Consider the following 24,243-nt stretch of genomic DNA (forward strand, 5'->3'; position numbering starts at 1 on the left):
AGAGGAAAATGCTATGGATTACGAATTTCTGCGCGACATCACCGGCGTGGTGAAAGTGCGTATGTCGATGGGGCACGAAGCCGTTGGACACTGGTTTAACGAAGAGGTGAAAGAGAACCTCGCGCTGCTGGATGAAGTCGAACAGGCGGCGAAGACGGTAAAAGGCAGTGAACGCTCCTGGCAACGCGCCGGACATGAATACACGCTGTGGATGGATGGCGAAGAGGTGATGGTGCGCGCTAACCAGCTCGAGTTTTCAGGTGACGAGATGGAAGAGGGGATGAGCTACTACGACGAAGAGAGCCTGTCGCTGTGCGGCGTGGAAGACTTCCTGCAGGTCGTGAATGCCTACCGTGAGTTCATGAAACAGAAGTAACTCCCGAAGCATCCCTGCTCCGGGCAACACTTACACGGCCGGAATATTGCGGCCGTAGTAGATTTCGCGCATCTCTTTCCAGAGCAGGTCGGTGATGACCTTGCGCTCTTCTTCGCTTAAATCTTCCGGCTTTGTGTGGAACATGTAGTGCTTAAGGTCGAACTCTTTAAGCAACATTTTGGTATGGAAGATGTTTTCCTGATACACGTTCACGTCCATCATGTCGTACAGCGATTTCATGTCCTCGGACATAAAGTTCTGAATGGAGTTGATCTCGTGGTCGATGAAGTGCTTCATGCCGTTGATATCGCGGGTGAAACCGCGCACGCGATAATCAATCGTGACGATGTCCGATTCCAGCTGGTGGATTAAATAGTTCAGCGCGTTCAGCGGGGAAATCACGCCGCAGGTCGACACCTCAATATCCGCGCGGAACGTGCACAGCCCGCCTTCCGGGTGGCTTTCCGGGTAGGTGTGCACGCAGATATGGCTTTTGTCCAGATGGGCGACGACCACTTCCGGCAGCGGGCCCGGGTGTTCAGTTTTGTCGATAAGCTTTGGGTCGACCGGCTCTTCGCTGACCAGAATGGTCACGCTGGCACCCTGAGGTTCATAATCCTGTCGGGCGATGTTCAGGATGTTCGCACCGATGATCGAGCAGGTTTCTGACAGGATCTCGGTCAGACGGTTGGCGTTGTAGAGTTCGTCGATATAGGCGATGTAACCATCGCGTTCTTCCGCTGTTTTGGCATAGCAGATATCGTAAATACAAAAACTCAGGCTTTTGGTCAGGTTGTTAAAGCCATGCAGTTTAAGCTTTTTCAATTAGCTCACCCCCTTAGTGGATAATGCGTCTTGCAGGTACTGCGGCAGAGCAAACGCTGCGGTATGAATGGCCGGGTTGTAGTACCGACACGTGAGACCGGCCTGATGGAAGCGGGCCTGAATAATTTCGGTGGAGAGATGGCGCAGCACGTCGTTATCCGTCGCCCAGGCAAAGGTCATGATCCCGCCGTAGTACGTCGGAATGGCCGCCTGATAGAAGCTGACGTCGCCGAAATAGGTGCTCAGCTTACGATGGCTGTCGAGGGCTTCATCCTGCTGCAGGAAGCAGACGCCATTTTGCGCGACGAAGATACCGCCAGGGTTCAGGCAGCGCTTGCAGCCTTCGTAGAACGAGGAGGTAAACAGCGACGCGCCGGGGCCGATGGGGTCGGTACAGTCGGAGATAATGACGTCGAAGGTCTGCGTGGTCTGGTTAACGAAGTTAACGCCGTCGTCAATGACCAGATTAAAACGCGGGTCGTCATAGCTGCCGGCATTGTGGTTGGGCAGATACTGACGGCAGAACGAGACCACGCCCGCATCGATCTCCACCATGGTGATGGTTTCAATGGACCGATGACGGGAAACCTCGCGCAGCATTGCGCCGTCGCCGCCGCCGATAATCAGGACATGCTTCGCGTGACCGTGGGCCAGCAGCGGAACGTGGGTCATCATTTCATGATAGATAAACTCGTCGCGCTCGGTCGTTTGCACAACGCCGTCCAGCGCCATCACGCGGCCAAAGGCGGCATTTTCGAAAATGATGAGATCCTGGTGATCGGTTTTCTCATGATAGAGCACGTTATCAACGGCAAAGTACTGACCAAACTGGTCATGCAGTGTTTCATGCCACAACGTGTGGTCGGCCATACGCGGACTCCTCCTTTGTTAACTTCCGTAACGCTCATAAAAAATGAGCGAAACATGATAGCTAACTATAACCGTGGTTGCACGGTTATAGGTTCAACAGGGGGCGTTGGGAAGGTTATTTCACGTAGGCGAGCAGGCTGAGCGAATCGCGAGCCAGCGCTTTGCATTTTTTAGCCGTGGGAATGCCAATACCGCTCAAGTCGCGGTAGCTGTCTTCACCGAGCGTCTTCATGTCAAAGCTGTCGTAGTTGCTGAGATCCCACTGGTTTTGCTGGGCGAAAAAGACCAGCGCGCGGCGAATTTGCCCGTTGGGTAAATTCTGGTAGCCACAATCATTTTTCAGGAATACAAAAACCGCCGTTAAATCGGCCATATCTTCCGCTTCATTTTCACTGAGCGCATAGCTGTTCGCACACATTGCCATCAGGCTTCCGAACAAAATTGTCCTGAAAAACGTCTTCATTGCTTCTACCACTTCTTCACGGAAAATTAACGTTAGCATACTTGATGCCAGTGCGACGATCTTTATTATTGCCGCTTTACTTGACCTTCCGGTAAGGGGAGGGTTTATGCTCAAAAGATCGCCTGCTGGAAATAAGGAAATGAACATGCAACGTCGTGATTTTTTAAAATATTCCGCTGTGCTGGGGGCTGCCAGCGCATTACCACTCTGGAGCCGCGCGGTTTTTGCGGCTGAAAGGCCTGCCTTACCCATCCCTGACTTACTGACCGCAGACGCCCGCAGCCGTATCCAGCTTGTTGTTCAGGCCGGTAAAACGACGTTCGGCGAGAACAACGCCAAGACGTGGGGCTATAACGGCAATTTGCTCGGTCCGGCGCTTCAGTTACGTAAAGGGAAGGCGGTGACGGTGGATATCCACAACACGCTCGCTGAAGAGACCACTCTGCACTGGCACGGGCTCGAAGTCCCGGGCGAAGTAGACGGTGGACCGCAGGGGATTATCAAGGCCGGTGGCAAACGTAGCGTCACCTTTACGCCTGACCAGCGCGCGGCGACCTGCTGGTTCCACCCGCATCAGCATGGAAAAACGGGCCATCAGGTAGCGATGGGGCTGGCGGGGCTGGTGCTGATTGAAGACGACGATAGCCGCCTGCTGCGTCTGCCGAAACAGTGGGGCATCGACGACGTGCCGGTGATTGTGCAGGACAAAAAATTCACCGCGGACGGCCAGATTGACTATCAGCTGGACGTGATGAGCGCGGCGGTCGGCTGGTTCGGCGATACGCTGCTGGCCAACGGCGCGATCTATCCGCAGCATGCCGCGCCGAAAGGCTGGCTGCGTTTACGTCTGCTTAACGGCTGTAACGCGCGTTCGCTGAATTTTGCTGCCAGCGATAAGCGCCCGCTGTATGTCGTGGCGAGCGACGGCGGCCTGCTGCCGGAGCCGGTGAAGGTGAGCGAGCTGCCGATGCTCATGGGCGAACGCTTCGAAGTGCTGGTGGACATCAGCAACGGCAAGCCGTTCGACCTGGTAACGCTGCCGGTCAGCCAGATGGGGATGGCGGTTGCGCCGTTTGATAAACCGCATCCGGTGCTGCGCATTCAGCCGCTACAGGTCACGGCCTCTGGTACGCTGCCGGACACCTTAGCCACGCTGCCTGCTCTCCCGTCGTTGGATGGCCTTACGCAGCGCAAGCTTCAGCTTTCCATGGATCCGATGCTGGACATGATGGGCATGCAGGCGCTGATGAAGAAGTATGGCAATCAGGCGATGGCGGGGATGCACCACGGGCAGATGATGGGCCATATGAATATGGATCACGGCAAAATGGGCGGCATGGGGAACATGGATCACGGTGGTCACGGGTTCGATTTCCACAACGCCAACACGATCAACGGCAAAGCGTTCGACATGAACGCGCCGATGTTTGCTGCCACTAAAGGTCAGTTTGAGCGCTGGGTGATTTCAGGCGAAGGCGACATGATGCTGCACCCGTTCCACATCCACGGTACCCAGTTCCGCATTCTTTCTGAGAACGGCAAAGCGCCGGATGCGCATCGCGCAGGCTGGAAAGATACGGTGAGAGTAGAAGGCGGCGTCAGCGAGGTGCTGGTGAAGTTTGACCACGACGCGCCTAAAGAATTTGCCTATATGGCCCACTGTCATCTGCTGGAGCACGAAGATACGGGGATGATGCTGGGGTTCACGGTTTAAAGCAGAGCGGCCTGATGCCCTCACCCTCTCCCACGGGGAGAGGGAACAAACACAAAAACGGCAACCGAAGTTGCCGTTTTGCTTTTATTTGCCTTCGTCCGGCAATGCGTACGCGACAATATAATCGCCCATCTTCGTGCCAAACGAGCCGTGACCACCCGCAGAGATGACAACGTACTGCTTGCCATTCACTTCATAGGTCATCGGCGTAGCCTGCCCACCGGCCGGCAGACGGCCCTGCCACAGTTTTTCACCGTTGGTCATGTTGTACGCGCGCAGATAGTTATCTGCGGTTGCCGCGATGAACAGCACGTTACCGGCGGTGGAGATAGGGCCACCCAGCATTGGCATACCCATATTGAACGGCACCGGAACCGGCATCGGGAACGGCATGCTGTCCTGTGGCGTACCAATACGTTTTTTCCAGACGATCTGGTTGGTTTTCAGATCCAGACCGGAGATGTAACCCCAGGCCGGCTGTTTACACGGCAGACCAAACGGAGACAGGAACGGGTTCAGGGTCACGCCAAACGGCACGCCATACTGCGGCTGAATACCGGCTTCGGTACCGCTGCCTTTCGCGTCTTTCGGCTGCTCCATCGGATTGCCCGGACCGCGTGGGATCAGACGAGAAACGAACGGCAGCGCCATTGGGTTGGCAATCGCCACCTGACGGTTCGGGTCAACGGAGATACCGCCCCACTCGAACATCCCCAGGTTACCCGGGAAGACCAGCGTGCCCTGCTCAGACGGCGGCGTGAAGATGCCTTCATAGCGCAGCTGATGGAACATCACGCGGCACACCAGCTGGTCAAACATGGTGGCACCCCACATGTCTGCACCGCTGAGGTCTTTCTTCGGACGGAAGCTCAGGTCAGAGAACGGCTGGGTTTTGCTGACGTAGTCGCCTTTTGCGGCACCCTGTGGAACCGGTTTTTCCGGTGCCGGCACAACCAGCTTACCGTTGCTGCGATCCAGGACGAAGATGTTGCCCGTCTTGGCCGGAGCGTAAATGACCGGCACGGTTTTGCCGTTTACGGTAATGTCGGCCAGCGTCGGCTGGGACGGCATATCCATATCCCACAGATCGTGGTGAACGGTCTGGTAGCTCCACGCCAGCTTACCGGTGGTCGCGTTCAGCGCCACGATAGCGCTCGCATAACGTTCCTGCTCCGGCGTACGGTTACCGCCCCAGATATCCGGCGTGGTCACGCCCATTGGCAGATAGACCAGGTCCAGCTTCGCGTCATACGCGGCTGGCGCCCAGGAGTTTGGCGAGTTGAAGGTAAAGGTGTGCTCGTCCGACGGGATCGCGTTTGGATCTTTCGCGCCCGGGTCGAAGGCCCACAGCAGTTTACCGGTGTTCACGTCGAAACCGCGGATAACGCCGGAGGTTTCACGCGTGGAGAAGTTATCCGTTACCGAACCGGCAATCACGATGGTTTTATCGGTGATGATTGGCGGCGAGGTTGGCTCATACAGACCCGGCGTGGTGTCCGGCATGTTGGTCTGCAGATTCAGGATGCCTTTGTTGGCAAAGGTTTCACACAGCTTGCCCGTTTCTGCGTTGATGGCGAACAGACGGCCATCGTTCACCGGCAGCATAATGCGGCGCGGGCAGTCGGCAATCACTTCCGGGCTGGCGTTATCGGCACGCGCTTCGTGGTAAGAAACGCCACGGCAGGTGACATGCTGGAAGGACGGGTTGGAGTTCAGCTGCGGATCGAAGTGCCATTTCTCTTTACCGGTGGCCGCGTCGAGCGCAAACAGACGCTGGTGCGCCGTACACAGGTAGAGCATGTTGCCCACTTTAATCGGGGTCACTTCATTGGTCAGCTCGCCCGGATCGTTTGGCATCTTCAGGTCGCCGGTACGGAATACCCAGGCTTCCTTCAGGTTTTTAACGTTGTCCGCGTTGATCTGCTTCAGCGGGGAGTAGCGTTGACCTTCCTGGTTACGACCATAGGCCGGCCAGTCGCCGTCCGCCACCTGAGAGATAGCTGCCGCAGGCGTGGATTCCGCGTTCAGCGTGCCGTTGATCTCCTGTGGGTCGTTAAAACCTGCCCATGTCAGGATGCCGCCGCTGATTAACAGCGCTACCACCAGCGCCGCAACGGCACCGCTGGAAGGGACAATCAGACGACGCCAGACAAACGGCAGGATCAGCCAGATACCGAAGAAGACCAGGATGTCGCTGCGCGGGGTCAGCGCCCAGAAGTCGAAGCCAACTTCCCAGACGCCCCAGATCATCGTGGCGAGGAGCAGTGCGGCATAGAGCCACAGTGCGGATTGTTTTCTACGCCAGAGCAGGACGGTTACGCCAAGCATAACCAGGCCCGCAATCGGGTAGTACCAGGAGCCGCCGATCGCGACCAGCCAGACGCCACCGATTAACAGGTACAGGCCGCAGAAGGCGGCGAATAGCGCTGTTAGTGTCACCAGTAGACGCGGCTGTTTAGAGTTTGTTTCAGCCATAGAAAGTGTACTCGTCAGTTTTTGTTAATAATTTGCTAGCAACTAATTATAGGTATTAACAAGTGTGATCGGAATCACAATATTTGCTTTTTATAACTCATGCGCCAGGGTTATCCATTTGCTGGTATAATGGCTGGCTTGCGTATCGATGCCGGAAATACATTCACCTGCATTGAGAGATTTTCATTAAAATCATATGGTTAGTAATATGAAACATACTGTTGAAGTGATGATCCCGGAAGCCGAGATCAAAGCGCGTATCGCCGAACTGGGTCGTCAAATCACCGAACATTACAAGGACAGCGGCAGCGAAATGGTGCTGGTGGGCCTGTTGCGTGGCTCTTTCATGTTCATGGCAGACCTGTGCCGTGAAGTGCAGGTGCCGCACGAGGTCGATTTTATGACCGCCTCCAGCTACGGCAGCGGCATGTCCACAACCCGTGATGTGAAAATCCTGAAAGATCTGGATGAAGATATTCGTGGCAAAGATGTGTTGATCGTTGAAGACATTATTGACTCCGGCAACACGCTGTCAAAAGTGCGCGAGATCCTGAGTCTGCGTGAGCCAAAATCTCTGGCGATTTGTACTCTGCTGGATAAACCTGACCGCCGTGAAGTGCAGGTGCCGGTGGAGTTTGTCGGTTTCTCGATTCCGGACGAATTCGTCGTCGGTTACGGCATTGACTACGCGCAGCGTTATCGTCATCTGCCGTATGTCGGGAAAGTGGTATTGCTGGACGAGTAATAGCGGGCTGATGCCCTCATCCCAGCCCTCTCCCACGGGGAGAGGGTGAAAACCCCCGGCTTTGTTTATTTATGGTTCACATGCTTAAGCTTGAGGTTGGCAATCCCAGAACGGTAACGCTGCTCCAGCGTTTCGCGGTTAGTGGCGGTGACTTCCAGATTGCGCAGCAGGCCATCGTGAATACCGTACGCCCAGCCGTGGATTGAAACCTTCTGCCCGCGTTTCCACGCCGACTGCATGATGGTCGAATGCCCAAGGTTATATACCTGCTCCATCACGTTGAGCTCGCACAGGGTGTCCATGCGTCGCTCCTGCGGCATTTCGCCGAGCAGTGAACTATGTTTGAACCAGATATCGCGGATGTGCAGCAGCCAGTTATCAATCAACCCCAGTTCCGGATTTTCAACCGCCGCCTGCACGCCGCCGCAGCCGTAGTGGCCGCAAATAATGATGTGCTCGACTTCCAGAACGTCAACGGCATACTGAACCACGGAAAGACAGTTGAGATCGGTATGAATCACCAGGTTGGCGACGTTGCGGTGAACAAACAGTTCGCCGGGCTCAAGGCCGGTCAGGCGTTCCGCAGGTACGCGGCTGTCGGAACAGCCAATCCAGAGAAAGCGCGGGTTTTGGGCTTGCGCCAGTTTTCCAAAAAATCCGGGGTCTTCCTCCACCAGCATTTTTGACCATAGTGCATTGTTGCTAATGAGTGTATCTATGTCGTTCATGGAGGTTAGCGACCTGTAACCAAGTAATTGCGTTGCGCTACTATAGGGTAACCCGACTTTTAATGAAACCACACAACGTGTGTAAGAACTGAAGGTAAGTTAAATTCATGGCAATTGCACTGGAGCTTGAGCAGCTTAAAAAAACCTATCCGGGTGGCGTTCAGGCGCTACGCGGGATAGATCTAAAAGTAGAGGCCGGTGATTTTTACGCGCTTCTGGGGCCGAACGGGGCGGGGAAATCCACCACCATCGGGATCATCAGTTCGCTGGTGAACAAATCCTCCGGCCGCGTCAGCGTGTTCGGATACGATCTGCAAAAAGATGTGGTCAACGCCAAGCGTCAGCTGGGGCTGGTACCGCAGGAGTTTAACTTCAACCCGTTTGAGACGGTGCAGCAGATTGTCGTTAACCAGGCGGGTTATTACGGCGTTGAGCGTAAAGAGGCGCTGGAGCGCAGCGAAAAATACCTCAGGCAGCTCGATCTCTGGGAAAAACGTAACGAGCGTGCGCGGATGTTGTCCGGCGGGATGAAGCGCCGCCTGATGATTGCCCGTGCGCTGATGCACGAGCCAAAGCTGCTGATCCTCGATGAACCGACTGCGGGTGTCGATATCGAACTTCGTCGTTCCATGTGGGGCTTCCTGAAAGATCTCAACGACAAGGGCACTACCATCATTCTGACCACCCACTATCTGGAAGAGGCTGAAATGCTGTGCCGCAACATCGGCATCATTCAGCACGGCGAGCTGGTGGAAAACACCTCGATGAAGGATCTGCTCTCCAAGCTGAAATCAGAAACCTTTATTCTCGATCTGGCGGCAAAAAGCCCGCTACCGAAGCTTGAAGGGTACCAGTATCGCCTGGTAGATACCTCGACGCTGGAAGTGGAAGTGCTGCGCGAGCAGGGGATCAACAGCGTGTTCTCGCAGCTGAGCGCGCAGGGGATTCAGGTATTAAGTATGCGTAATAAAGCGAACCGACTGGAAGAGCTGTTTGTCTCTCTGGTGCAGGATAAACAAGGAGACAAGGCATGACGCATCTTTACTGGGTCGCGCTGAAGAGCATCTGGGCGAAAGAGATTAACCGCTTTATGCGTATCTGGGTGCAAACCCTGGTGCCGCCGGTCATCACTATGACGCTCTATTTCATTATCTTTGGTAACCTGATTGGCTCCCGCATTGGTGAAATGCACGGCTTTACCTACATGCAGTTTATCGTGCCGGGTCTGATCATGATGGCGGTGATCACCAACGCCTACGCCAACGTGGCGTCGTCGTTCTTTAGCGCCAAATTCCAGCGCAACATTGAAGAACTGCTGGTGGCACCGGTGCCGACGCACGTCATCATCGCCGGTTACGTGGGTGGCGGCGTGGCGCGCGGGCTGTGCGTAGGGATCCTGGTCACGGCGATTTCGCTGTTCTTCGTCCCGTTCCAGGTGCACTCGTGGCTGTTTGTCGCGCTCACGCTGCTCCTGACGGCGATCCTGTTTTCGCTGGCCGGTCTGCTGAACGCGGTATTCGCCAAAACGTTTGACGACATCAGCCTGATCCCGACCTTCGTGCTGACGCCGCTGACCTATCTCGGCGGGGTGTTCTACTCCCTGACGCTGCTGCCACCGTTCTGGCAGGCACTGTCGCACCTGAACCCGATTGTCTACATGATCAGCGGTTTCCGCTTTGGCTTCCTCGGCATTACCGATGTGCCGCTGTTTACCACGGTGGCGGTGCTGGTGGTGTTCATCATCGCCTTCTACCTGCTGTGCTGGTATCTGATCCAGCGTGGGCGCGGTCTGCGCAGTTAGCCTCCTGCCCGGCGACGTTCTGGTTGCCGGGCACTTTCTTTGACAGTTATCACCGTAAGCAAACCTTCACTTCGCTAAACTACTTGCCTGCTAAGGAGAGAGTTATGCTGGGATGGGTTATTACCTGCCACGATGAACAGGCGCAGGAAATGCTGGACAAGCTTGAGGCCAGATTTGGCCCGCTGGCGCAATGCCGGGCGGTAAATTACTGGCGCGGGTTGAGCACCAACATGCTCAGCCGGATGATGTGCGATGCCCTGCATGAAACGGACACCGGTGATGGGGTCATTTTTCTTACCGATAAATCCGGGGCCGCGCCTTACCGGGCCGCGGCGTTACTGAGCCACAAGCATGATAACTGTGAAGTGATCTCCGGTATCAGCCTGCCTTTACTCGAAACCGTGTATCCGCTTCGTGCCTCATTAAGCAGCGCCGAGTTTCGTCACGCCATCGTGGCAGAGGGGCTGCCGGAAGTGAGCAGCCTGTGGCACCAGCAGCAGAAGAACCCGCCTTTCGTTCTGCTTCACGATCTGTATAAGCATTAAACATTGGTATTGATGTCGCTTTTGCTACAATGGCGACTGATTTCCTGTGTCGATTAATATCCTATGTTCATGCGCGTTATCTTTCTCCTTTTGCTGCTGGTTTCCGGCGGGGCGTCTGCCAGCCTGATAAGCCAGCAAGGGCTTCCTGCTCAATATATGCAAACCACTGAGGATGCGGCCATCTGGGCCCAGGTGGGGAACGAGGTGGTTAACGTAGGCAATATTCGCGCCGGGCAGATCCTCGCGGTCTTTCCCGCTGCGGCGGATTATTATGAATTTCGCTTCGGATTCGGCACGGGGTTTATCGATAAAGATCACCTTGAGAAAGTGCAGGGCAAACAGCGCGTTGAGGACAGCCTGGGCGATCTGAACAAGCCGCTCAGTAACCAGAACCTCATCACCTGGAAAGATACGCCCGTCTATAACGCGCCCAGCAGCGGGAGTGCGCCTTTTGGCACCCTTAGCGCCAACCTGCGTTATCCCATTCTGAACAAACTTAAAGACCGTCTGAATCAGACCTGGTTTCAGATCCGCATTGGCAATCGTCTGGCGTGGATCAGCAGCCTGGATGCGCAGGAAGATAACGGCATTCCGGTTCTGACCTACCACCATATTCTGCGAGATGAGGAGAACACCCGTTTTCGTCATACTTCCACGACCACCAGCGTACGCGCGTTCAGCAACCAGATGACCTGGCTTCGCGACCAGGGGTACACCACGCTGACGATGTACCAGCTGGAAGGCTACGTGCGTAACAGGATGAACCTGCCAGCAAAGGCGGTGGTGATTACCTTTGACGACGGCCTGAAGTCGGTGAGCCGCTACGCGTATCCGGTTCTGAAACAATATGGCTTCAACGCGACGGCGTTTATCATTTCCTCACGAATTAAAGGCCATCCGCAGAAGTGGGACCCGAAATCGCTGCAGTTTATGAGCGTTCAGGAAATTAAGGGCATTCAGGACGTGTTCGACATTCAGTCTCATACTCACTTCCTGCATCGCGTCGACGGGTATAAACACCCGATCTTGCTGAGTCGCAGCTATCACGTGATCCTGTTTGATTTTGAACGTTCTCGTCGCGCGCTGTCGCAGTTTAATCCGCGCGTGCTGTACCTTTCCTATCCGTTTGGTGGCTACGACAATAAAGCGATCAAGGCGGCGAACGACGCCGGTTTTCATCTTGCGGTGACCACAGTGAAAGGGAAGGTGAAGCCGGGGGATAATCCGTTCTTACTGAAGCGTTTGTATATATTAAGAACGGATTCTCTGGAGACCATGTCGCGGCTGATCAGCAATCAGCCGCAGGGGTAACGATCAGGCAACCTGAACAGGAATCGCCTTCGCGGTACGCTTCATGTCGTTGTCGCCTTCAAAATAGGCCACTTTGGGCTGCCAGCGGCGCGCTTCTTCGTCAGACATCATCACGAAGCTGGCGATGATCACGATATCGCCCACGTCCGCGCAGTGCGCTGCCGCGCCGTTAACGGAGATGATTTTGGAGCCGCGCTCGGCGGCAATGGCGTAGGTGGAGAAGCGTTTGCCGTTGTTCACGTTCCAGATATCAATCGCTTCGTTTTCAAGAATACCCGCCGCGTCGAGGAAATCCTGGTCAATGGCGCAGGAGCCTTCATAGTGCAGGTCGGCCTGGGTGACTTTCACACGGTGAAGCTTACCTTGCAGCATTTTGCGAATCATTACGTTTACCTTTAATTATCCAGGGTGAAGAACTACGCCAGCTCAACCACTTTATTGTCGATAAGGCGTGCCTGGCCGAGCCATGCCGCCACCAGAATTACCGCGCGTTTGCTGGTCTGCGTCAGTTCAAGCAGGGTATCAGCATCGCGGATTTGAATATCATCAGCGCGGAAGCCTTTGTCGTTCAGCGCCTGCTCTGCAAGGGCGACGATCTCTTCTGCGTCCAGCTCTTTCGCCAGCAGCTGTTCCGCCATGGTGTTCATGACCTTGCTCAAGCCCGGTGCGAGCTTACGCTGGTCAGCGGTCAGGTAGCCGTTGCGCGAGCTGAGCGCCAGACCGTCTTTCGCACGCACAATCGGCACCCCGACAATCTCAATATCGTATCCCATATCGGCGACCATCTTGCGGATCAGCGCCAGCTGCTGGAAATCTTTCTCACCGAAGCAGGCAACGTCCGGCTGCACCAGGTTGAACAGCTTGCTGACGATGGTGGAGACGCCGCGGAAGTGTCCAGGGCGGCTGGCGCCTTCCAGCATGGTGGAAATGCCGGGGACATCAACGTACGTCGCCTCGTCGGTACCCTGCGGGTAGATATCTGCCGGGGCCGGTGAGAAGACGATGTCTGCGTGGCGCTTTTTAAGCTTCTCGCAATCTTCCTGCAGGGTGCGCGGATAGCGTGCCAGGTCATCGGCGCGGTCAAACTGCATTGGGTTAACGAAGATACTGACCACCACGATATCTGCGCGGGCTTTTGCTTCGTCCACCAGCTTCATGTGGCCGTCATGCAGGTTGCCCATCGTTGGGACCAGTGCGATACGTTTACCTTCCTGACGCGCACGACGAATATGCTGGCGAAGCAGCGGCAGGGTTTCAATGATTAGCACAACGAGACTCCTTAATGGAAACTGTGTTCTTCACCCGGGTAAACACCGGATTCAACGTCGGCAATATACTGCCTGACCGCAGCGCGCATGTCGCCCGCTTCGGTAAGGAAATTTTTGGCAAACTTCGGAATATGCCCTCCGGTAATGCCAAAGGCGTCGTGCATCACCAGAATCTGACCATCGGTCACGTTGCCTGCGCCAATACCAATCACCGGAATGGTTAGCGCGTCGGTGATGCGTTTCGCCAGCTCAACCGGCACGCACTCCAGCACCAGCAGCTGCGCGCCGGCGGCTTCCAGCGCCAGGGCATCATCAAACAGCGTCTGGGCTGCGTCGCCGCGGCCCTGCACTTTATACCCGCCAAAGATGTTGACGGACTGCGGCGTCAGACCCAAATGACCGCACACCGGTACCGCGCGTTCGGTGAGCATTTTCACCGTATCCACCAGCCAGGCGCCGCCTTCAATTTTGACCATGTTAGCGCCCGCGCGCATTACCGCCGCCGCGTTTTCAAATGCCTGCTCTGGCGTGGCGTAGGCCATAAACGGCAGGTCGGAAAGCAGCAGGCAGGCAGGGGCTCCACGGCGCACGGCGTGGGTATGGTAAGCGATATCCTCAACCGTTACCGGCAGGGTGGAATCATGTCCTTGTACCGTCATCCCTAACGAATCTCCGACCAGCATGACGTTGATACCCTCTTCGGCAAACAGTTTGGCGAAGCTGTAGTCATACGCGGTGATGGTGGCGAAGCGTTTTTTTTCCTGTTTGCATTTCTGCAGTAAGGAGATGGTGGTTGGTTTCATACTGTTTCCTGATAGCCCAAAGCGAATCTTTGCGCATTCTAACAGTAACATTCGAGGGAACAATGATTTTAGGTAACCGATTAACCACAATTATTTTGCGGTCAATCGGTGGGGGAGAGGATCACCAGCGAGCGGGTCTTTCCGCGTTGAGGTTGCTCAGAACGGTCTTTAATGCGGTACCGTCCGGGAAGGTGAGATCGGGTGCCACTTCAAAGAGCGGCCAGAGCATAAAGCCACGGTTTTTCATGTCGTAATGCGGTACGGTGAGGCGCTCGGTATTAATCACTTCATGGCCGAACAGCATAATATCGAGGTCGAGCGTGCGCGGCCCCCAGCGTTCGGCTTTACGCACGCGCCCCTGCTGTAGCTCGATGCGCTGGGTATTGTCCAGCAGCGTTTCGGCATCGAGGGCCGTTTCCAGCACCACGGCGGCATTCAGATAATCAGGCTGATCCTGTGGCCCGAGTGGCGGCGTGCGGTAAAACGAGGAGACCGCCACGATACGGCTTTGCGGGATCTCACCCAGGGCCTGTACGGCGGCGTTAACCTGCTCCAGCGGAGAGGCTAAATTACTGCCGATGGCGATATACGCGAGGGTCATGCTGTCCCTTCACGACGCGGCGCGCGTTTGCGCGGACGACGATGACGGCGACGCGGTGCAGGCTCTTCATCCAGCCCGGTCAGCATATCTTTCTGCTCCGGCGGGGCGGAAACCTGGAACTCAGCCCACCACTGCGCCAGACGCTGCAGCTCCTGATTACGTTCAGTTTCCGCACGTAGCGACAGCAGATCGAAGGCCGCGCGGAATTTTGGATGCTCCATCAGCTTCCAGGCACGCTTGCCCTGACGGCGGGACATGCGCAGCTGTAGCTGCCAGATATCGCGCACCAGCGTGGTAATACGTTTCGGGATTGCCAGCGTGCGGCACCCTTCGTCCAGCACGTCGTTCGCGGCGAGCGCGAAGGCATCGTAATAGGCGAGGCCGCTCTCCTGGGTGATTCTTTGAGCCGTTTCCAGCAGGGGATACCAGAACATCGCCGCAAACAGGAATGCCGGGTTCACGCGCATATCATTATGGATGCGGGTGTCGGTATTTTTCAGCACCTGTGCAATCATGCGCTCCATTGGGCTGTCACCGTTTTCGGTGAAGTAGCGGGTAATGGTCGGGAACAGCGGCTGGAACAGGTTGTATTCGCGCAGCAGATTGTAGGTTTCAAACCCGTAGCCAGCCTGCAGCAGCTTCAGCGCCTCTTCAAACAGGCGGGCAGGCGGTACGTCGTTAATCAGCGTCGCCAGACGCGGGATCGGCTCTGCGGTTTCCGGGCTGATGCGCATGTTCAGCTTGGCGGCAAAACGCACGGCGCGCAGCATGCGCACCGGATCTTCGCGATAGCGCGTTTCCGGCGTGCCAATCAGACGGATCAGACCCTCTTTCAGGTCCTGCATGCCGCCGACGTAATCGCGCACGGTGAAATCCGCCACGCTGTAATAAAGGCTGTTGATAGTGAAGTCGCGGCGCTGGGCATCTTCTTCGATAGAACCGAAGATATTGTCGCGCAGCAGCATGCCGTTCTGGCCGCGCTGTGATGTGGTGCGATCGGATGCGCCCGCTTCGTGGTGGCCGCGGAAGGTCGCCACTTCGATAATTTCTGGCCCAAACATCACGTGAGCGAGACGGAAACGGCGGCCAACGAGACGACAGTTACGGAATAATTTGCGCACCTGCTCAGGCGTGGCGCTGGTCGTCACGTCGAAATCTTTCGGTTTTTTGCCCAGCAGTAAATCACGCACCCCACCGCCAACGAGATAGGCCTCGTAGCCCGCTTTATTCAGACGATAGAGTACCTTGAGGGCATTTTCACTGATATCTTTGCGGGAAATATTGTGCTGCTCACGCGGAATAACCGACATGTGTGGCTGTGCAATAGCGTCGTTCGCCATGCTCTCTTCGCGGCTTAGCACTTTACGGCAAAAATTAGCGACTCGGGTAAAAATGGTACACCTCGTAGTGTGTTTTGTTATGAAAAAAGCGGCTAATCATAGCTCAGCGCAACGCATTTGAGAATGCTGGATTTTTGGCACCGCCGTGAGCGTCCAGTTGGCAATGGCTATTTTCAGCAGTTCGTCAATGCACAGATCCTGCCATTCGTTGGTTACATTCTGGTTGAGAAATCGCAGCGCGTCGATCAAAACAGGACGCGGATCGCCGTCTGGCAGGGCCGGGGCGTGGTTTTGCTTGGACAGCTTAACGCCCTGCGCATTGACCGCCAGCGGCAGATGAATGTAATCCGGCGCTGTCCAGCCAAACTGATGATACAACGATATTTGTCGCACCGTCGGTTCGACCAGATCTGCCCCGCGCACAATTTCCGTGACGCCCTGGAAACGATCGTCGACGACCACGGCCAGGTTATAGGCGAAAAGGCCGTCGCGGCGGTGAATAATAAAATCCTCGCGCGCGAGGCGCTCATCAGCATGGATTTCGCCGGAGAGTAAATCGTTAAAGCACGTCACCGGGAAGCGCTGCTTTATCCGTACGGCGGCATTTTCCGGGGGAAGATTCAGCGTGCGGCAGTGGCCGTCATAAACCCCTCCCACGCTCTGGATACGCGCGCGGGTGCAGGTGCAGTTATAGGAAAGCCCCTGAGCGCTAAGCCAGGCCAGACGTTCCCGGTAGGCTTCATGACGGTTTGACTGCCAGAGGACGTCGCCGTCCCAGTGAAGACCGTAATGTTCCAGCTGACGCAGAATGGTGTCTGCAGCACCGGGAACTTCACGCGGAGGGTCAATATCTTCAATGCGTACGAGCCATTTGCCCTGGCGGGCGCGAGCCTGCAGGTAGCTGCCGAGCGCGGCAATTAATGAGCCGAAGTGTAATTCACCGGAAGGAGATGGCGCGAAGCGCCCAATATAGTGTGATTCAGACATATCAACAGTAACAAGGCGGGAGAGACTCCCGCCTTTGGAGTGTGTAAACAGCGCTGGCGTTAGCCGGCCATCTGTTTTTCGCGGATTTCGGCCAGCGTTTTACAGTCGATGCACAGATCGGCGGTTGGACGCGCTTCCAGGCGACGAATACCGATTTCAACACCGCAGGATTCGCAGTAGCCAAAATCTTCGTCTTCGACTTTTTTCAGTGTTTTCTCGATCTTTTTGATCAGCTTGCGTTCGCGGTCACGGTTACGCAGTTCGAGGCTGAACTCTTCTTCCTGAGCGGCACGGTCTACCGGATCAGGGAAGTTAGCCGCTTCATCCTGCATATGCGAAACGGTGCGATCCACTTCATCCCTGAGTTGATTACGCCATGCTTCAAGAATACGCTTGAAGTGCGACAGCTGGGCTTCGTTCATATACTCTTCGCCCGGCTTCTCTTGATACGGCTCCACCCCAGCGATGGCGAGAATACTCAGGGACGATGTTTTACGGTTTTGCCCTTCTTGCATGTTGCTTCTCCTTAACACGCACTATCGATCCCCGTGTTGGGGGAAAAATCAGGTCGCTATAAATAGCAGATGCTTTTCCGTATGGCAATTATCTAAACGTAACACTTGACAAGCCTGTGAGGAAAAGCGTATTTGCGCACGCGGCCAGAACACTTATTCATCAATCGTCTAATCCCTTATAAGACAATGGGAAGAGACGATCTCAGAGTCATATTATCGGCAGAAAGTTCCGCTTTATAAGCTAAAACCTCTACCCCCTGCTTTTGTGCCTCATTCAACAGTTGTGCGTATTTAGGATCGATATGGCGGGCAGGGGAAAACCGTTCAATGGCTGAATGCAACACCGCAAACAGCAATACGGCGCGTTTGCCCGCCGCCGCAACACTCATTAGCTCTCGCAGATGCTTCTGCCCGCGTAGCGTTACCGCATCCGGAAAGAAGCCATTTTCCTGTTCCGCTAACGTCACTGATTTTACTTCAATATAGCACTCAGGCCGGTCTTCCGCCTGCAACATGAAGTCAATTCTGCTGCCTTCATCGCCATATTTCACTTCACTTTTATGCGTACCGTAACCCACCAGTTCGGGAATGGCGCCATTAGTCAGCGCTTCCTTAACGAGCTGATTTGCGCGCAGGGTGTTAACGCAAATAAATGCCCCGTTTTGCGTCTCGGTTATTTCCCAGGTATGGGGATATTTGCGTTTAGTATTCTCTGACGTGGAATACCAGACCGTGTCACCCGGCGCGGCACAACCGGTCATGGCGCCGGTGTTGGGGCAGTGCAGGGTGAGCGCTTCTCCCTCTGGTGTTACCACGTCGGCGAGGAAGCGTTTGTAGCGTTGGATCAGCGTGGCGGACTGGAGTGCAGGACTAAACTTCATCAGAATTCCTTGTGGTGTCGCCCAGCGTCCAGCGCTGTAGCGGCGTATAGCGGGTGCGTCCCTGTGCAAAGACGGATTCATAAAGCGCGAATTCATTGACCGGAAAAGCCCAATGAAAGCCCGGGGGCGGGATGGCAACGGCCTGACCGGCATCGCGCAATAACGTGATGTGCGGGTGAAACGGCTGCGGGCTTTGATAACAGCCGCTTCGCGCCGCCTGCGCGCGCAGCATATTGGCAAGCTGTAACAACCCGCGCGGCGGCTGGCGAGTACCCAGCCAGACCACGCGCGAACGCAGCCACTGGCCCGCGTCGTCGAGGTGCAGCGTAAACGCCGGCTGGGCAATGCGCCCGGCCATGGCGGCTAACGCCCGCTGTTTTTCGGCGCTCACGTCACCCAGAAACGCCAGCGTCAGGTGCAGGTTGGCTGCCGCAACGGGTCGGCCCGCTTCCGGCGGAAAATGTTCCGCGCGCCAGCGAACGATGTGCCGCTGTACGGTGGTGGGCAATTCAATGGCAAAAAACAGCCGTTTCGACTCAGACATTCGGGGGGACTCGGTAATGATATGCGCCGATGCTACAATGTACGCCGACTAATGTTAACCCTCTGGAGCTGTTAGTGTCCTCATTGCCGGTCGCCGTCGTCCTTCCTGAGCTTCTCGCTGCCTTACAACATGCCCCGCAGGTTTTGCTTAACGCGCCTACGGGGGCGGGTAAATCTACCTGGCTGCCGTTGCAGATCCTCAAAGAGGGGAAGATTGCCGGAAAAATCATCCTGCTCGAGCCGCGCAGGCTGGCCGCGCGCAACGTGGCGCAACGGCTGGCGGAACTGCTGAATGAAAAACCGGGTGAAACGGTGGGCTATCGGATGCGTGCCGAAACCTGCGTCGGCCCGTCCACGCGTCTTGAGGTGGTCACCGAGGGTATTCTCACCCGCATGCTGCAAAACGATCCGGAGCTGACCGGCGTCGGGCTGGTGATTCTGGATGAATTCCACGAGCGCAGCCTGCAAGCCGATCTGGCCCTCGCGCTGTTGCTCGATGTTCAGCAGGGGCTGCGCGACGATCTGCGGCTGCTGATTATGTCGGCGACGCTGGACAACGAGCGGCTGCAGCAGACGCTGCCCGATGCGCCGGTTGTAGCCTCCGAAGGTCGAGCGTTCCCTGTTGAGCGCCGCTATCTACCGCTTCCTGCCCATCAGCGCTTTGACGAAGCGGTGGCTGTTGCCACTGCTGACCTGCTTCGCCAGGAGCCCGGTTCGCTGCTGCTGTTTTTGCCCGGCGTGGGGGAGATTCAGCGCGTGCAGGAGCGGCTGGCCTCCAGGGTGGGCACTGACGTTATGCTTTGCCCGCTCTATGGTGCCTTGTCGTTGACCGAGCAGCGTAAAGCCATCCTTCCCGCCCCGGCGGGGCAGCGTAAAGTGGTGCTGGCAACCAACATTGCCGAAACCAGTTTGACCATCGAAGGCATTCGTCTGGTGGTGGATAGCGCGCAGGAGAGGGTGGCGAGCTTTGATCCACGCACCGGGCTGACGAAACTGCTGACGCAGCGCATCAGCCAGGCGTCAATGGTGCAGCGCGCGGGCCGTGCGGGGCGTCTTGAGTCGGGGATTTGCCTGCACTTGACCAGCGCGGAGCACGCTGAACGCGCGGCACAGCAAAGCACGCCGGAGATTTTACAAAGCGATCTCTCAGGGCTGGTGATGGATCTTCTGCAGTGGGGCTGCCCGAACCCTGAACAGCTCACCTGGCTCAATCCGCCGCCCGTCGTGAACCTCGCCGCCGCGCGCAGCCTGCTGACCCAGCTTGGCGCGCTGGAAGGTGAACGTCTGACGGCGCGCGGTCAGAAAATGGCGGCGCTGGGCAACGATCCGCGTCTGGCGGCGATGCTGGTGGCCGCGCAGGGAGAAGATGAAATTGCCACGGCGGCGAAACTGGCGGCTATTCTTGAGGAGCCGCCACGCGGAGGCAGCAGCGATCTGGGGCAGGCGTTTTCGCGCAGTCAGGGAAACTGGCAGCAGCGGGCGCAGCAGCTGTGCAAACGTCTGAATAGCCGGGGCGGTTCACCTGACGGCGATAAGATTGCCTCCCTGCTGGCGCTGGCCTTCCCGGACAGGATTGCGCGCCGCCGCGGGCTTGACGGTCGCTATCAGCTGGCAAACGGTATGGGGGCGATGCTGGACAGCGATGATGCCCTGACGCGTCACGAGTGGCTGATCGCCCCGCTGTTGCTTCAGGGCAGCCAGTCTCCGGATGCGCGTATCCTGCAGGCGATTGCCGTGGACGTAGACGCCCTGACGCGCACCTGCCCGCAGCTGCTCCAGCAATCGGACATCGTGGAATGGGATGACGCTCAGGGGACGCTGAAGGCGTTTCGGCGTAGCCAGATTGGCAAACTGATCCTCGGGACGAAACCGCTGGCGAAGCCGTCGGAAGAAGAGTTACACCAGGCAATGCTGAACGGCATCCGGGAAAAAGGGCTGGGCGTACTGAACTGGACGGCGGAGGCCGAACAGTACCGTATTCGTCTGCACTGCGCCGCGAAGTGGCTACCGGAATACGGCTGGCCAGCGGTGGATGATGAGACGCTGCTGGCCACGCTTGAGCACTGGTTATTGCCACAAATGAGCGGCGTGCACTCTCTGCGCGCCCTTAAGGCGCTTGATGTTAAGACCGCGTTACAGAATTTACTGGACTGGTCATTACGTCAACGTCTGGATAGTGAGCTTCCTGGGCATTACACTGTGCCCACCGGGAGCCGGATTGCCATTCGTTATCATGAGGATAATCCTCCGGCGCTGGCGGTTCGGATGCAGGAGATGTTTGGTGAAGCCACCACGCCGTCTATTGCTGAAGGGCGTGTGCCGTTGGTGCTTGAGCTGCTTTCGCCTGCGCATCGTCCATTGCAGATCACCCGCGATTTGGGGGCGTTCTGGGCGGGAAGCTACCGTGAAGTGCAGAAAGAGATGAAAGGGCGCTACCCCAAACACGTCTGGCCGGACGATCCGGCGAATGCGGCGCCGACGCGGCGCACGAAGAAGTATTCGTGAGTTAGGTGAAAGAGGGGAGTGCGGCCTGATGAGTGCGGCCTGATGCCCTCACCCCGGCCCTCTCCCACAGGGAGAGGGAGAAAACACTAAAGACTTTCCTGACAGGAAAGTCTTGCTGTTTATTTTGAGAGATTTCTTCTTTCACAAGTCTGTGGAAGAAAAGAAAATCTGGCCTTTGCGCCTGAAAGTTGCGGAGAAAAAGCATGGCGGGGAATGACCGCGAGCCAATAGGACGTAAGGGAAAACCCGCGCGTCCGGCGAAAGAAAAGATAAGCCGTCGTCGCCTCAGAGATGAGGACTATGACGATGACTATGAAGACGATTATGAGGATGAAGAACCCATGCCGCGTAAAGGGAAAGGCAAAGGGCGTAAGCCTCGGGGCAAGCGTGGCTGGTTCTGGCTGCTGCTGAAGCTGTTTATTGTTTTTGTGGTGCTGATCGCGATTTACGGCGTCTATCTGGATCAGAAGATCCGCAGTCGTATTGACGGAAAAGTCTGGCAGCTGCCTGCGGCAGTGTATGGTCGCATGGTGAACCTTGAGCCGGATATGTCCATCAGCAAGAACGAGATGGTGAAACTGCTGCAGGCCACACAGTATCGTCAGGTCACGAAGATGACGCGCCCGGGCGAGTTTACGGTGCAGGCGAAGAGCATTGAGATGATCCGTCGTCCGTTCGACTTCCCGGACAGCAAAGAAGGGCAGGTGCGCGCGCGTCTGACCTTTGACGGCGATCGGCTGGAAACCATCGAGAACATGGACAACAACCGCCAGTTCGGTTTCTTCCGTCTCGATCCGCGTCTGATCACCATGCTTTCGTCGGCGAACGGCGAACAGCGTCTGTTCGTGGCGCGTAACGGCTTCCCGGACCTGCTGGTGGATACTCTGCTGGCAACCGAAGACCGCCACTTCTACGAGCACGACGGTATCAGCCTTTACTCCATCGGCCGTGCGGTGCTGGCGAACCTGACTGCGGGCCGTACCGTGCAGGGGGCGAGTACGCTGACCCAGCAGCTGGTGAAGAACCTGTTCCTCTCCAGCGAGCGTTCTTACTGGCGTAAAGCCAACGAAGCATACATGGCCGTGCTGATGGATGCGCGCTACAGCAAGGATCGTATCCTTGAGCTGTACATGAACGAGGTGTACCTCGGCCAGAGCGGCGATAACGAGATCCGCGGCTTCCCGCTGGCGAGCCTGTACTACTTTGGCCGCCCGGTAGAAGAGCTCAGCCTGGACCAACAGGCGCTGCTGGTGGGCATGGTGAAAGGGGCGTCCATTTACAACCCGTGGCGCAACCCTAAACTGGCGCTGGAGCGTCGTAACCTGGTGCTGCGCCTGCTGCAACAGCAGCAGGTCATTGACCAGGAGCTGTACGACATGCTGAGCGCACGTCCGCTGGGCGTGCAGCCGCGCGGTGGGGTGATCTCTCCACAGCCTGCCTTCATGCAGATGGTGCGTCAGGAGTTGCAGTCTAAGCTCGGGGATAAAGTCAAAGATCTCTCCGGCGTGAAGATCTTCACGACCTTTGATTCCGTGGCGCAGGACGCGGCAGAAAAAGCGGCGGTTGAAGGGATCCCGGCGCTGAAGAAACAGCGCAAGCTGAGCGATCTTGAAACCGCGATGGTGGTCGTTGACCGTAACACTGGCGAAGTGCGTGCGATGGTGGGCGGAGCCGAGCCGCAGTATGCAGGCTACAACCGTGCAATGCAGGCGCGTCGTTCGATTGGTTCTCTGGCTAAACCGGCGACCTATCTCACCGCGCTGAGCCAGCCGAATATGTATCGCCTGAACACCTGGATTGCCGATGCGCCAATCTCCCTGCGTCAGCCTAACGGCCAGGTATGGTCACCGCAGAACGATGATAAACAGTTCAGCGGCCAGGTGATGCTGGTGGATGCGTTAACCCGCTCCATGAACGTACCAACGGTTAACCTCGGTATGGCGCTGGGTCTGCCGGCCATTGTCGATACCTGGCAGAAGCTGGGCGTACCGAAAGATCAGCTGCACCCTGTTCCGGCGATGATTCTGGGGGCGCTTAACCTGACGCCGATCGAAGTAGCGCAGGCGTTCCAGACCATTGCCAGCGGGGGGAACCGCGCACCGCTCTCTGCCCTGCGTTCGGTGATTGCCGAAGATGGCTCCGTGCTGTATCAGAGCTTCCCGCAGGCGGAACGTGCCGTTCCCGCGCAGGCGGCCTATATGACGTTGTGGACGATGCAGCAGGTTGTGCAGCGCGGTACCGGTCGTCAGCTGGGGGCGAAGTATCCTGGTCTGCATCTGGCGGGTAAAACCGGGACCACCAACAACAACGTCGATACCTGGTTTGCCGGTATTGATGGCCGTGAAGTGGTGATTACCTGGGTAGGCCGTGACAACAACCAGCCGACCAAACTGTACGGGGCGAGCGGGGCGATGTCGATTTACCAGCGCTACCTGGCGAACCAGTCACCTGTGCCGCTAAATCTGGTTGCGCCGGAAGATATCGTCGATATGGGCGTGGATGGTTCCGGGAACTTTGTCTGCGGCGGCGGGATGCGTACCCTGCCGGTCTGGACGACCAACCCGGACTCGCTGTGCCAGCAGAGCCAGCCTGAACAGCCAACGGGCAACCCGTTCGATCAATCTTCTCAGCCGCAGCAGCCGCAGCAACAACCGGCTCAGCAGCAGAACGAGAAGAAAGACAGTGATGGCGTGGCCGGCTGGATCAAGGACATGTTTGGTGGAAACTAATTAATTTCCTGAATAAAAAAGCCGCTTTATATTAAAGCGGCTTTTTTTGTGATTTACACTTTGTAATTATTAAAAAAATTAAATCTTAAATTAAGTATTTTTAAGTTCATGTATTTTTCATTTAAAACATGCGGTTGTGGCTAACTGTATGTCTCGCCTCATTGTCCGCTCTGGACATAATGAAGAAAAATCTGATGTAATCTCCTCAAGAAATTCAC

General features: G+C 56.4%; 23 protein-coding genes. 9 read left to right on the forward strand and 14 right to left on the reverse strand.

The genetic code is table 11. The features are described from left to right. Nucleotides 1–13: 13 nt before the first annotated feature. On the forward strand, nt 14–376 hold the full coding sequence (yacL, locus tag V1603_RS07010; RefSeq protein ID WP_116342548.1) for a protein YacL: 363 nt from the start codon (nt 14–16) through the stop codon (nt 374–376). Nucleotides 377–406: 30 nt separating this feature from the next. Here yacL and speD read toward each other — a convergent pair whose 3' ends face one another. The 3 genes from speD to V1603_RS07025 all read right to left on the reverse strand — a co-directional run bounded on the left by speD (nt 407) and on the right by V1603_RS07025 (nt 2,534). After that, on the reverse strand, nt 407–1,201 hold the full coding sequence (gene speD / locus V1603_RS07015) for an adenosylmethionine decarboxylase (protein ID WP_013095609.1): 795 nt from the start codon (nt 1,199–1,201) through the stop codon (nt 407–409). Next, the gene (speE, locus tag V1603_RS07020) at nt 1,202–2,071 is read right to left on the reverse strand and encodes a polyamine aminopropyltransferase (protein ID WP_028015536.1); all 870 of its coding nucleotides are present in this window, start codon (nt 2,069–2,071) and stop codon (nt 1,202–1,204) included. It abuts the gene before it with no gap. Nucleotides 2,072–2,186: 115 nt separating this feature from the next. Then, nucleotides 2,187–2,534, reverse strand: coding sequence for a YacC family pilotin-like protein (locus tag V1603_RS07025; protein ID WP_069598938.1), 348 nt, complete (start codon nt 2,532–2,534; stop codon nt 2,187–2,189). 145 nt (nt 2,535–2,679) lie between these two features. On the opposite strand from V1603_RS07025, the gene cueO reads away from it, so the two are divergent. After that, nucleotides 2,680–4,248: a multicopper oxidase CueO gene (gene cueO, locus V1603_RS07030; protein ID WP_395313689.1), complete on the forward strand. Its 1,569-nt coding sequence runs from the start codon at nt 2,680–2,682 to the stop codon at nt 4,246–4,248. Nucleotides 4,249–4,332: 84 nt separating this feature from the next. On the opposite strand, the gene V1603_RS07035 is transcribed toward cueO, so the two are convergent. Next, nucleotides 4,333–6,723, reverse strand: coding sequence for a glucose/quinate/shikimate family membrane-bound PQQ-dependent dehydrogenase (locus tag V1603_RS07035; protein ID WP_116342554.1), 2,391 nt, complete (start codon nt 6,721–6,723; stop codon nt 4,333–4,335). Between the two features lie 208 nt (nt 6,724–6,931). Between V1603_RS07035 and hpt the strand changes: the two genes are divergently transcribed. Next, nucleotides 6,932–7,468 carry a hypoxanthine phosphoribosyltransferase gene (gene hpt, locus V1603_RS07040; protein ID WP_014882585.1) on the forward strand — a complete coding sequence of 179 codons (537 nt, stop codon included), beginning with the start codon at nt 6,932–6,934 and terminating at the stop codon, nt 7,466–7,468. A gap of 65 nt (nt 7,469–7,533) precedes the next feature. Here hpt and can read toward each other — a convergent pair whose 3' ends face one another. Next, entirely contained in the window at nt 7,534–8,196 is a 663-nt protein-coding gene (gene can / locus V1603_RS07045) for a carbonate dehydratase (RefSeq protein WP_014882586.1), read from the reverse strand. A 107-nt stretch (nt 8,197–8,303) separates the two neighbouring features. Here can and V1603_RS07050 point away from each other — a divergent pair, with 107 nt between their 5' ends. The 4 genes from V1603_RS07050 to V1603_RS07065 all read left to right on the forward strand — a co-directional run bounded on the left by V1603_RS07050 (nt 8,304) and on the right by V1603_RS07065 (nt 11,853). Further along, nucleotides 8,304–9,230, forward strand: coding sequence for an ABC transporter ATP-binding protein (locus V1603_RS07050; RefSeq protein WP_116342556.1), 927 nt, complete (start codon nt 8,304–8,306; stop codon nt 9,228–9,230). Beyond that, a complete protein-coding gene (locus V1603_RS07055; RefSeq protein WP_023334536.1) occupies nt 9,227–9,997 on the forward strand; it encodes an ABC transporter permease in 771 nt (256 codons plus the stop codon). The genes V1603_RS07050 and V1603_RS07055 overlap by 4 nt, the downstream gene beginning before the upstream one ends. A gap of 104 nt (nt 9,998–10,101) precedes the next feature. After that, nucleotides 10,102–10,542 carry a PTS sugar transporter subunit IIA gene (locus V1603_RS07060; protein ID WP_116342558.1) on the forward strand — a complete coding sequence of 147 codons (441 nt, stop codon included), beginning with the start codon at nt 10,102–10,104 and terminating at the stop codon, nt 10,540–10,542. A 63-nt stretch (nt 10,543–10,605) separates the two neighbouring features. Beyond that, nucleotides 10,606–11,853, forward strand: coding sequence for a polysaccharide deacetylase family protein (locus V1603_RS07065; protein ID WP_116342560.1), 1,248 nt, complete (start codon nt 10,606–10,608; stop codon nt 11,851–11,853). A gap of 3 nt (nt 11,854–11,856) precedes the next feature. Here V1603_RS07065 and panD read toward each other — a convergent pair whose 3' ends face one another. From panD to thpR, 9 genes are all read right to left on the reverse strand, one after another. Beyond that, nucleotides 11,857–12,237, reverse strand: a complete 381-nt coding sequence (panD, locus tag V1603_RS07070; RefSeq protein ID WP_006810068.1) for an aspartate 1-decarboxylase — start codon at nt 12,235–12,237, stop codon at nt 11,857–11,859. A gap of 32 nt (nt 12,238–12,269) precedes the next feature. Further along, nucleotides 12,270–13,121 (reverse strand): pantoate--beta-alanine ligase, encoded by an 852-nt coding sequence (gene panC / locus V1603_RS07075; protein ID WP_163330334.1) that lies wholly within the window; start codon nt 13,119–13,121, stop codon nt 12,270–12,272. A gap of 11 nt (nt 13,122–13,132) precedes the next feature. Next, nucleotides 13,133–13,924 (reverse strand): 3-methyl-2-oxobutanoate hydroxymethyltransferase, encoded by a 792-nt coding sequence (panB, locus tag V1603_RS07080; RefSeq protein ID WP_395313690.1) that lies wholly within the window; start codon nt 13,922–13,924, stop codon nt 13,133–13,135. A gap of 121 nt (nt 13,925–14,045) precedes the next feature. After that, the gene (gene folK, locus V1603_RS07085) at nt 14,046–14,525 is read right to left on the reverse strand and encodes a 2-amino-4-hydroxy-6-hydroxymethyldihydropteridine diphosphokinase (protein ID WP_302219579.1); all 480 of its coding nucleotides are present in this window, start codon (nt 14,523–14,525) and stop codon (nt 14,046–14,048) included. Continuing rightward, a complete protein-coding gene (pcnB, locus tag V1603_RS07090; protein ID WP_028015552.1) occupies nt 14,522–15,919 on the reverse strand; it encodes a polynucleotide adenylyltransferase PcnB in 1,398 nt (465 codons plus the stop codon). The genes folK and pcnB overlap by 4 nt, the downstream gene beginning before the upstream one ends. A gap of 42 nt (nt 15,920–15,961) precedes the next feature. Further along, nucleotides 15,962–16,852, reverse strand: a complete 891-nt coding sequence (gene gluQRS / locus V1603_RS07095; RefSeq protein ID WP_116342570.1) for a tRNA glutamyl-Q(34) synthetase GluQRS — start codon at nt 16,850–16,852, stop codon at nt 15,962–15,964. A gap of 59 nt (nt 16,853–16,911) precedes the next feature. Beyond that, nucleotides 16,912–17,367, reverse strand: coding sequence for an RNA polymerase-binding protein DksA (gene dksA / locus V1603_RS07100; RefSeq protein WP_013095632.1), 456 nt, complete (start codon nt 17,365–17,367; stop codon nt 16,912–16,914). Nucleotides 17,368–17,543: 176 nt separating this feature from the next. Beyond that, nucleotides 17,544–18,248 carry a DNA/RNA nuclease SfsA gene (sfsA, locus tag V1603_RS07105; protein ID WP_233002972.1) on the reverse strand — a complete coding sequence of 235 codons (705 nt, stop codon included), beginning with the start codon at nt 18,246–18,248 and terminating at the stop codon, nt 17,544–17,546. Further along, on the reverse strand, nt 18,238–18,792 hold the full coding sequence (thpR, locus tag V1603_RS07110) for an RNA 2',3'-cyclic phosphodiesterase (protein ID WP_316380926.1): 555 nt from the start codon (nt 18,790–18,792) through the stop codon (nt 18,238–18,240). Before thpR ends, sfsA begins: the two co-directional genes overlap by 11 nt. 74 nt (nt 18,793–18,866) lie before the next feature. On the opposite strand from thpR, the gene hrpB reads away from it, so the two are divergent. Further along, on the forward strand, nt 18,867–21,296 hold the full coding sequence (gene hrpB, locus V1603_RS07115; protein WP_395313691.1) for an ATP-dependent helicase HrpB: 2,430 nt from the start codon (nt 18,867–18,869) through the stop codon (nt 21,294–21,296). 203 nt (nt 21,297–21,499) lie between these two features. Further along, entirely contained in the window at nt 21,500–24,025 is a 2,526-nt protein-coding gene (mrcB, locus tag V1603_RS07120) for a bifunctional glycosyl transferase/transpeptidase (protein ID WP_166710151.1), read from the forward strand. Nucleotides 24,026–24,243: the final 218 nt, after the last annotated feature.

It is taken from the genome of Enterobacter sp. ECC-219 (genome assembly GCF_043966805.1).
Classification (GTDB): domain Bacteria; phylum Pseudomonadota; class Gammaproteobacteria; order Enterobacterales; family Enterobacteriaceae; genus Enterobacter; species Enterobacter cloacae_N.